Raw genomic sequence first — 9,958 nt, forward strand, 5'->3', positions numbered from 1 at the left:
GTCGGCGCCGGGACGCTCCTCGGCGGCGCCCCCCTCAGCAGCGCCGCCTCCGTCGCCAGCCCTGTCGCCGGCCCTGTCACCGACGCCGGCCCTGTCACCGACGCCGACGCCGGTGGCGGCTTCGCTGTCGGCGCCGCCCTCCTCGGCGGGAGCGCGCCCGCCGTCGACGTCGCCCGCGTTGCCGCTGCCATCGGCGACACCGCTCTCACCACCGGTGGCAGCACCGGCACCGGTGGTGAGAGCGGCAGCATCATCGGCACCGGCCGGCCCGTAACGGCCGGGCACGGGCCGGGACCCGGTGGTGAGCAGGACGTCCCAGCCGTCCGCGACAGCCGCGTCGAGATCGTCGGCGGTCACCTCGGTCCCGAGGTCGACCTGCACCCGCAGCCGGTGGCACTGCGCCACCAGCCAGTCGGTGAGCAGGGCCAGCCGGGTGCGGCCCGGCCCGGCCGCGGCGGCCCGCAGCGCGCCGCCGAGCGTGCCGCCGCGTTCGGCCAGCCGGACCTGGTGCCCGCGCAGCGCCAGCACCCGGGCGGCCTCCAGCCCGGCGGGCCCGCCGCCGACCACCAGCACGGCGCGGGCCCGCGGGTCGGTGCCCGTAACCGGCCTCTCGACGGTCTCGTGCCCGCTGTACGGCTCACCGACGCAGCTGACGACCGGGTTGCGGTTGTCACGCACCCGGCAGGCCTGGTTGCACAGGACGCACGGCCGGACCTGGCCGGCCGCGCCCGCGCGTACGAGACGCACCAGGTCGGGCTCGGCGATCTGCGCCCGGGTCATCTCGGCCATGTCGGCGACACCGTCGGCCAGGGCGGCCTCGGCCTCGGCCACGTCCACGACGCTGCCCTGCAGCACCACGGGGACGCGCCCGGCGGCGGCGGCCCGCATCTGCCGGCACAGCTGGAGGTTGAACATCGGCGGCGTGTGCGCGGCGGGCCGGTAGGCCGAGGTGGAGAACGGCCCGCCACGGACCACGACGAGCAGGTCGATGTCGCCGGCGAGGGCGGCGACCTGCTCGGCCGCCTGCTCGGGTGTCACCCCGGCCCAGGGCGCGAGCTCGTCGCAGGACAGCCGCAGCGCCAGGACGCGGCCGGCCCCCAGCGCGCCGCGCACCGCGGCGATCACCTCGCGGGTCAGGCGCAACCGGTCGTCACCGTAGCCGTCGGCACGCTGGTTGGTCAGCCCGGAGTGGAACTGGCGCAGCAGCGAGACCGGCCCGGCGTCGATCTCCACGCCGTCGGTGCCGGCCGCCGCGGCCAGCCGGGCGGCGGCGGCGAAGCCCTCGACGACCGCGTCGATCTCGGGCTGTTCCATCTCCGCGGGCAGTTCGCGGCTGGCCGCGTCGGCCACCGGCGACGGCGCCCACAGCACCGACTGGGAGAACGCGCTCGAGCCCTGCCCGCCGGCGTGGCCGAGCCCGGCGAGCACCAGGGTGCCGTGTTCCCGGCAGGCGTCGGCCACCGCCGACCAGCCGGGGGCGCAGTCGGCGGCCAGCGGCGCCCGCTCGTAGGGCCAGTCGTCGGCGGTGACCGACGCCGTCTCGGTGACGATGATCCCGGCGCCGCCGGCCGCCCGCCGGGCGTAGTAGGCGACGTGCCGGGCGCTCAACGAGCGGCGGTGGCCGAGGTTGGTCTCGTGCGGCCCGAACAGCACCCGGGACGGCGCCCGCCGCGTCCCGAGCGTCAGGGGGGTCCCGAGTAACAGGGGATCGGCCGGTTGTGGGGCGGGCATGTCAGCGCCCCACCGTGGCCGCGGGCGCGAACCCGGCCAGCGGGTCCTGCTGGCAGGCGCTCACCGGTGCGGCACTCACCGGCGCGCGGCCGATGACCACCGGGACCGGCCCCGGCCCGCCCCGCCCCGGCTCCCCGTGCCGCGGTGGCTTCCCGGCGGCGGCCCGGGAGTGGGAGTGGTCGCCGGAGGGCTTCGGGACGCCGGCGTCATCGCGGGCGAGCAGGGCGTCGGCCCCGTAGCCCTGGACGCACTCGGGATCCGGGCCGTCCAGCGGCAGGCCGGTGAAGAACTTCGCGGCCATGCAGCCGCCCCGGCAGGAGTCGAAGTGCGCGCAGGACGCGCACGCGCCCCCGCTCTGCGGCGCCCGCAGCTCGGTGAACAGCTCCGAGGAGCGCCAGACCCGTTCGAAGCCACCGGGCTCGCGGACGTTGCCGGCGAGGAAGGAGTCGTGGATGGCGAACGGGCAGGCGTAGACGTCCCCGACCGGGTCGATCAGGCAGACCACCCGGCCGGCGCCGCACAGGTTCAGCCCGGGCAGCGCCTGGCCGTAGGCGGACAGGTGGAAGAAGGAGTCCCCGGTGAGCACCTGCTCGCCGTGGGCCACCAGCCAGTCGTAGAGCTCGCGCTGCTGGGCGGCGGTGGGGTGCAGCTCGTCCCAGACGTCGGCGCCGCGGCCGGACGGGCGCAGCCGGGTCAGCCGCAGCTGGGCGCCGTACCGGTCGGCGAGGGCCTTGAACGCGTCGAGCTGGCCGGCGTTGTGCCGGGTGACGACGACGGAGAGCTTGAAGCCCGCGAACCCGGCGTCGGCGAGGTGCTCCATGGCGCGCACGGCGGTGGCATAGGAGCCCGTGCCGCGGACCGCGTCGTTGATCTCGGCGGTGGCGCCGTCCAGGGAGATCTGCACGTCGATGTAGTCGCTGCCGGCGAGCCGGGCGGCGACATCCCTGGTGATGCGCACCCCGTTGGTGGAGAACTTCACCCCGACGTGGTGGGCGACCGCGTAGTCGACGATCTCCCAGAAGTCCGGGCGGACGGTCGGCTCCCCGCCGCCGATGTTGACGTAGAAGACCTGCATGCGCTCGAGCTCGTCGATGACCGCCTTGCACTGCGCGGTGGTCAGCTCGCGCGGGTCGCGCCGCCCCGAGCTGGACAGGCAGTGCACGCAGGCCAGGTTGCAGGCGTAGGTGAGCTCCCAGGTCAGGCAGATCGGGGCGGCCAGGCCGTGCTGGAAGTGGTCGACCAGGCGGGCTGGTGCCGCGGCGACGCTCACGGCGCGTTCCTTTCGGCGGTCGTCGTCGTTTCGGCGGTCATCGTCGTCCTTTCGACGATCATGAACGTTGCCGCCAGCGTGGCCAGGGCACGCTGGTAGCGCGGCAGGTCGGCCTCGGTGATGCCGACCGCGGTGGCGGCATCCCGCGCGCGGGGATGCTCCGGCAGCGCCTGGACCAGACGCAGCAGCGCCGGGTCCTTCAGGAAGGACAGCCGGCGGGTCCCGAAGTGGTAGACCAGCGCCCCGAAAGGCTCCGGCCGCACCGAGACCTGGGGATGCAGCTGCCAGGGGGCGTCGAGGGCGAAGCCGGGGACGGCCCGCGCCGCCGCGGTGGGCTCGGTCATCCGGGCCGCGCGCTCTAGTAGACCCCGCACATCCCGTCGATGGAGACGTCCTCGACGAGGAACTCCTCCTGGAGGATGTCGACGTCGACGGGATGTGCCGCGCCAGCGGTGTCCTCGTCGAAGCTGACCGATGTCTCGCGTGTGTGGTCGCTCATGGCTGCTCCCTGCTGGTTCCTCGGGTCGGTCGGGTGGTCACGTGTGCGAGGTCACAGTAGTGGCACTCGGTGCCGAGTCACAGTAGTGGCACTTGGTGCCGAAAGGAAGCCCCTGGAGCGTTCCCGCCCGGATCCCCGCCCGCATCCTCCACCCGGATCCCCCGTCCGGACATCCCCGACCGGATGAGCGGACGTTCCCTGCCTGGTTACGCTGAGGCCACACGCGCCGGGGACGGCCGCTCACCTGATCGAGGCCGGAGACGGGATGACGGACAGCGGGACGGACAGCGGCACAGCCGCGGGCACGACCGGCCCGCTGCGCGGGCTGCGTGTCGTCGAGCTCGCCGGCATCGGCCCCGGCCCCTTCGCCGCGATGCTGCTCGCCGACCTGGGTGCGGACGTGATCCGGGTGGACCGTCCGGACGAGGCGAACGACATCGTGCCGCCGCCGGCGGACATCCTGCGGCGCGGCCGCCGTTCGGTCGTCATCGACCTGCGCTCCCCGGACGGGGTGCGGGCGGTGCTGGACCTGGCCGAGCGGGCGGACGTGCTGATCGAGGGCTACCGGCCGGGGGTCGCCGAGCGTCTCGGGGTCGGCCCGCGGGACTGCTGGGCCCGCAACCCCCGTCTCGTCTACGGCCGGATGACCGGCTGGGGCCAGGACGGCCCGCTGGCCCCCACCGCCGGGCACGACATCGGCTACATCGCGATCACCGGTGCGCTGCACGCGCTGGGCCGCCAGGGTGAGGGCCCGGCCGTGCCGGTCAACTTCCTCGGCGACTTCGGGGGCGGCTCCCTGTACCTGGTCGTCGGCGTGCTCGCCGCGGTCTTCGAGGCCGCCCGCTCCGGCCGCGGCCAGGTGGTCGACGCCGCCATCGTCGACGGCGCGGCATCCCTGACCACCTTCGTGCACGGTCTGATCGCCGCCGGGCAGTGGCGCGACGAGCGGGGCGTCAACCTGCTCGACACCGGGCGTCCCTGGTACGACGTCCACCGGACCGCCGATGACAGCTGGGTCGCCGTCGGGCCGCTGGAGCCGAAGTTCTACGCGCGGTTCATGACGCTGCTCGGCCTGGAGCCCGACGAGGCGGAGCGCGCGGACCCCGCCGCCTGGCCCGCGCTGCGGGAGCGGATCGCCGCCGCGTTCGCCCGGCGCACCCGGGACGAGTGGGCGAAGGTCTTCGAGGGCACCGACGCCTGTGTCGCCCCCGTGCTGAGCCTGACGGAGGCCGCGGACCACCCGCACCTGGCGGCCCGCGGCACGTTCGTCGAGGTGGACGGGGTGCGGCAGCCCGCTCCCGCACCCCGTTTCAGCCGGACGCCCGCCGCTCCCCCGGGCCCGCCCGCGCTGCCCGGCGCGCACACCCGGCAGGCGCTGACCGACTGGGGTGTGCGCGGCGTGGACGCGCTGCTCGCCTCCGGCGTGGCGGTCCAGGCGGCGGACCAGGCCTAGGCCGTGTCCGACGGCCTGGCCCGACGCTCCGGGAAGGCGGTCAGCAGCCCGCGGCTGTCACGTCAGGTGATGGGCTTGCCGCAACGCGGGCTGGGCTCCAGCGGCACGAACCGGCTGCCGTCGTCACTGACCTGGACGAAGGTGAAGCAGTCGCCGAGCTGCTCGAAGTTGGTGGTGAGGTCGATGGGCCGGGGCAGCAGGCCGTCAGCGCTGTAGTCGTGGACCTTGCGCAGGCCGCCGATGAACGACTGCTGGGTCGGGCAGGGCCCGGCCTCCCGCAGTCCGCGGACGAACATGTCGGCGGACAGCCAGCCGAAGACAGCGCCCTCCTGCGTCGGGCTCTGGTTCTCCGGCGCGTAGGTGGACATCGCGCTGAGCATCCGCGTGTAGGCCTGCGCGTTCTGCTCGAACGGGACGAAGCTGACGTACACGACGACCCCGGCCAGCGTCGGGCCCAGCTGCCGCAGCAGTGTCTGGTCGTAACCGGCCGGAACGAGCACGGTCTTGAGGTCGACACCGGCGGCCCGCACCGCCGGGATCAGCTTCGCCAGGACGTCCGGGAAGAGCGCGCCGGCGATCGTGTCGATACGTGCCGCCTTCATCTGCCGGGCCAGCGTCTCGAAGCTGGTCGTGCTGGCGGTCACCTCGTATTCCATGTCAACGCTGACGCCGGTGCGCCGCAGGCTCTCGACGACCTGCTGGTGGTATTTCCGGGTCGAGTCGCTCAGGGCCATGTCCACCATGGCGGCGCGGGTGCCACCACGGCTGCTGGCGAAATCCCCCCAGACCGTGGACGACCCCTTCTCGACCGTGTAGTAGTGCCACGAGAACATGTTCTGGTGCTGCGCCCAGACCGTCTCGCCGGCGAACCCGGTGACCGGGATCCCCTGGTCGCCGAGATACTGTGCGGAGCCACCCGCCACCTGCAGTCCCTGCATGATGCCGAAGACCTTCTCGTCCTCGACGAGCTGACGGGCCCCGACCAGGTTCAGCGTGGGATCCGTCGCGTCGTCCCGCCAGACGTAGGTGAGCTTCCGGCCGTTGACGCCCCCTTCGGCGTTGGCCAGTTCGAAACGGGCCTGAACGCCGGAACGGAATCCGTGCGCCGGGGACGCCCCGGGCCCGGAACTGCTGTACAGCAGGCCGGCTTTGACCTCGGTGCTGGTCACCCCCGGCGCCGTACAGCTCTCCGCCTGCACGGATCGGCTGCTGTCCCCACCCCCGCACGCGACCACCAGACCACCCAGGCAGCTCGATGTGATGACCAGGGCGGTGAAACGTAAGTGCCAACGTCTGCTGACCAATGACATGGTGACCCGTCTCTTGTCCCAAGTGTGATGTTGAGCACAGGCCAGTGTAGGAGTATTCAATATGTAGTTATATGGTTACCAAAATTTGGCCTGTCGCCGGCCTGGCGAGTCACCGGGCGGCGACCCAGAACGGCGCGGGACAGGATGACGGGCCGCCGGCTGCCGTGCCGCGGCGCGGCCGTACAGGGCTGGCCTGAGCTGGCCTGATGCCGCAGGAGACGCGGGCCATGACCGTACGTGCACCTGCCGGGCGCGCGGGCCGCCGCCGCACGGGGCGGGATGACGGCCCGGCCGGCGGTGGCCGGACGGTGACGGCCGGACGGTGGTTCCGTCCGTCCGTCCGTCCGGCCGGCCGCCACCGCCACCGCCGGCACCGCACCGCGGGCCGGCCCGGCCCGTTCACGCGGGAGCGGCCAGCGGTGATCCGTGACCGCCCGCTCAGGGGAGCGTGCGGCCGCAGCGCGGGGTGGGTGGCAGCGGCAGGAACCTGCTGCCGTCGTCGCTGACCTGGACGAAGGCGTAGCAGTCACCCAGCCGTCCGGAGTTGGTGGCGAAGTCGACTTTCTGCAGGAGCAGGCCGCCACCGTCGTAGTCGTGGACCTTGCGCAGGCCGTCGATGAACGACTGGCGGGTCGGGCAGGGCCCGGCCGCCTGTAGCCCGCGGATGAACATGTCGGCGGACAGCCAGCCGAAAACGGTGCTCTCCTGCGCCGGCGCCTGGTTCTCCGGGGCGTAGGCGGTCACCGCGTCGAACAGCCGCCGGTACGCCTCGGTGTCCAGCTCGAACGGGACGAAGTCGATGTAGGTGACGACCCCGGACAGCGCCGGACCGACCTGTTGCAGCAGCGTCGGGTCGTAGCCGACCGGGATGAGCACCGCCCTGAGGTCGACCCCGGCGGCCCGGGCCGCCGGGAGGAGCTTGACCAGAACGTTCGGGAAGACAACCCCGGCGATGGTGTCGATCTGCGCCGCCTTCATCTGCCGGGCCAGCGCCTCGAAGCTGGTGGTGCTGGCCGTCACCTCGAAGGTCATGTCGGTGTTGACACCGGCGGCGTTCAGGCTCTGGGCGAGCTGCCGGTGGAACTTCTTGCCGGCATCGCCCGACGCTATGCCCATCAGGACGGCACGGGTGCCGCCCCGGCTGCGGACGAAGTCCCCCCAGCCGCTGGAGGAACCTTTTTCGGAGGTGTAGTAGTGCCAGGAGAACATGTTCTTGTAATTTGCCCAGACGGTCTCGCCGGCGGATCCGACAACCGGGATCCCCCGCTCGCTCAGATAGGGCGCGGAACCGGATGCCGCATGCGGCCCCTGAATGATTCCGAAGGCCCCTTCGTCCTCGACGAGGTCGCGGGAACCGACCAGGTTCAACGCGGGATCGGTGGCGTCGTCCCGCCAGGAGTAGACAATCTTCCGGCCGTTGACACCGCCCTCGGCATTGACCACTCCGAGACGGGCGTCGATACCGGACCGGAACCCGCGCAGCAGGGACGCCCCCGGCCCGGACGCGCTGAACACCAGACCGGCTCTGACCTCGGTATCGGTTACTCCCGGCGTCGTGCAGGACGACCGGACGGGCTGCCTGGCGACATCGCTGCCACCGCATCCGGCCAGCAGCCCGCCCAGGGTTCCCAATACGAGAACCAGGGTGATGAGATGTAGGCGGCGGCACCTTCTGGTCACTGTCATTCCGATGTCCCGTTCCGGTGGAAAGGAGCAGCAAGAAAATCATGCGGTGCCGGCGGCGGCACAAGAGCGGCGGCACGCGACAGGCATCATCGCGGGGATCGCGGGGCCGGTGCCGGCGCGGGGCAGGCCTCGCCGTACACCGCCGCCGGCCGTCGCGGCTAACTTCTCAGGGCCTGGGCCAGCCGCAGGGCCTGGGCTTCGGTCAGGCATTTCGTCGCGCCCTTGCCGAGGCTGACGGCCCGGCCCCCCCGAATAGCCGCCTGGAAATAGCAGGTGGGGAAAACGGGCTGGCCCTCCGTGAATGTTGTCGGTGGGATGATGCCGCCCAACGTCTCGCCCTTCAGCGCGTACAGGCCCTTCTTGACGTCGGCCGGTGTCGAGTCGGGCCCGATGTTACCCGCCCTCGCCGCCGCTTCGAACAGTTTGCCACCGGCCCACGGGTAGATCGTGTCATAGGTGAACTGCCGGCTTTTACGCAGGTCCGGGTAGTACGTGTCCAGCGCGTCGAGGAACTCCTTCACCGCCGGCACGGACCCGTCGGTGTAAAGGACGGTCGGGGACACCAGGAGAGCCCCGTCAAAACCCCTGTGCCCGAGCCAGGACGGCCCGAGGGCCGGGGTCTGGCCGATCACGGCCGGGGTGAATCCCTGCTGGGCGCACGAGTCCACGACCCGCGGCACGACCTCGGAGCTGTGCGCCACGAACAGCGCGTCCACGCCCTCGTCCCTCAGCGCCAGGCAGGCCGCGGTGTAGTCGGGCGCGGCCGCCGAGATCTTCCCGGTGGCGATCCCGACGCCGCCGACGAGGGCGGAAGCGGCCCTGCCCAGGCCCTCGAGCTGGGCGCAGACCGCCGACTCGGAGCAGTACAGCAGGCCGACCTTCTTCTTGCCCGCCGCCTTCGCCGCCTCCCAGATACCCACGGTGGTCACCGGGAGCGGCGCGCCCGTTACGAAGAAGTCCGCGTGGGTCAGGAAGGGCGACTCGACGGAGAGCCCGCCGACGACCGGGATGTCCTTCTCGGTCACGTAGTCGGCCCAGGTCGTGCCGACCAGGCTGCTGTCGCCGATGATGGCCACGACCTTGTCCTGCTCGACCAGTTTCCGGACGGCCCGCAACGACCTCGTCGGGTCACCGCCGTCATCCTCTATGATCAATCTTACCGGGCTGCCGTTGACGCCGCCCCGCGTGTTGACGGATTTGGCCCAGGTGTCGAAAACGTCCTTGAGCCGGCCGAGGGCGGCCGACTGCGCACCCGAACAACTACAGATCGCACCAAGGACGACCGGCCTGCCCGACGACGCCTCCGCGTCCGTCCCCGAACTGGAGTCCGAGGAGCCACAGGCAGCTACCACCAGCATCGCAGCGGTCAGTAACACCCACAACGCGGCGCCGCGTCCTTTCCCGTTCATCCTTCTCCTTCTGGTGTTCCGGCCGTCATGCCGGCGGACCATCGCGAAAAAAGCCTCACCGCACGGAGACCTCGTCGAGCGGCGGGAAGACGCCGGGGCCGGCGGCCCCCAGCGCCGGGTAGAGCCCGGTGAGCCGGATCGCCGGGATCGCGAGGACCGCCCCGGCCGGGACGGCGGCCGGCCCCACCAGCGGCGCGGCCAGCCACGGCCGGCCGTCTCCGCGGTGGCCGTACCGGTGACGCGTCGAGGGAGCCGACGATGACCCGCGGGCGGATGTGATGACAGCGGGCCAACTGGTCGACCGGAACGCAAGTATTGATCAACATGTCGGCGCGCCCGGCCTGCACCGCTGGGATCGCGCCGGCGGCCGTCACCACAGGCCCCACGCCGACGGGCCCACGCCGACGGGCCCCACGCCGGCGGGCCGCCCCGGTGCTCCGGTGCCGGCACCGCGGTCAGCGTGGCGCGTCGCCCACTCGGCCACTCCCCGTCGCAAAAGGAATCACTCCGAGTCACCGCTGACGCCGTATCGGCCTTCGCGGCAACGGTCACAGCTCTGCGTCTCCTTCGCCGGCCCCCGACTTCGGCTGCCCGTTCTTC

General features: G+C 72.5%; 9 protein-coding genes. 1 reads left to right on the forward strand and 8 read right to left on the reverse strand.

Annotation, left to right across the window (positions count from 1 at the left end):
* The 4 genes from AC5LSR_RS00360 to mftA form a co-directional block, all read right to left on the reverse strand.
* Nucleotides 1–1,731: mycofactocin system FadH/OYE family oxidoreductase 1 (locus tag AC5LSR_RS00360; protein WP_493468052.1), on the reverse strand; the 1,731-nt coding region annotated here is incomplete at its 3' end.
* A gap of 1 nt (nt 1,732) precedes the next feature.
* A complete protein-coding gene (gene mftC / locus AC5LSR_RS00365; protein WP_250282553.1) occupies nt 1,733–3,001 on the reverse strand; it encodes a mycofactocin radical SAM maturase in 1,269 nt (422 codons plus the stop codon).
* Nucleotides 2,998–3,345 carry a mycofactocin biosynthesis chaperone MftB gene (mftB, locus tag AC5LSR_RS00370; protein WP_250282555.1) on the reverse strand — a complete coding sequence of 116 codons (348 nt, stop codon included), beginning with the start codon at nt 3,343–3,345 and terminating at the stop codon, nt 2,998–3,000. Before mftB ends, mftC begins: the two co-directional genes overlap by 4 nt.
* A 14-nt stretch (nt 3,346–3,359) precedes the next feature.
* Entirely contained in the window at nt 3,360–3,500 is a 141-nt protein-coding gene (gene mftA / locus AC5LSR_RS00375; protein ID WP_250282558.1) for a mycofactocin precursor MftA, read from the reverse strand.
* A 265-nt stretch (nt 3,501–3,765) separates the two neighbouring features.
* Here mftA and AC5LSR_RS00380 point away from each other — a divergent pair, with 265 nt between their 5' ends.
* On the forward strand, nt 3,766–4,953 hold the full coding sequence (locus AC5LSR_RS00380) for a CaiB/BaiF CoA transferase family protein (RefSeq protein ID WP_250282560.1): 1,188 nt from the start codon (nt 3,766–3,768) through the stop codon (nt 4,951–4,953).
* A 62-nt stretch (nt 4,954–5,015) separates the two neighbouring features.
* Here AC5LSR_RS00380 and AC5LSR_RS00385 read toward each other — a convergent pair whose 3' ends face one another.
* From AC5LSR_RS00385 to AC5LSR_RS00400, 4 genes are all read right to left on the reverse strand, one after another.
* On the reverse strand, nt 5,016–6,122 hold the full coding sequence (locus AC5LSR_RS00385; RefSeq protein ID WP_250282562.1) for an ABC transporter substrate-binding protein: 1,107 nt from the start codon (nt 6,120–6,122) through the stop codon (nt 5,016–5,018).
* Nucleotides 6,123–6,701: 579 nt separating this feature from the next.
* A complete protein-coding gene (locus AC5LSR_RS00390) occupies nt 6,702–7,949 on the reverse strand; it encodes an ABC transporter substrate-binding protein (RefSeq protein ID WP_250282564.1) in 1,248 nt (415 codons plus the stop codon).
* Between the two features lie 158 nt (nt 7,950–8,107).
* Nucleotides 8,108–9,358 carry an ABC transporter substrate-binding protein gene (locus AC5LSR_RS00395; protein ID WP_250282565.1) on the reverse strand — a complete coding sequence of 417 codons (1,251 nt, stop codon included), beginning with the start codon at nt 9,356–9,358 and terminating at the stop codon, nt 8,108–8,110.
* A gap of 55 nt (nt 9,359–9,413) precedes the next feature.
* A complete protein-coding gene (locus tag AC5LSR_RS00400; protein WP_445548350.1) occupies nt 9,414–9,545 on the reverse strand; it encodes a hypothetical protein in 132 nt (43 codons plus the stop codon).
* Nucleotides 9,546–9,958: the final 413 nt, after the last annotated feature.

The organism is Protofrankia sp. CiP1_Cm_nod4, from assembly GCF_982290645.1.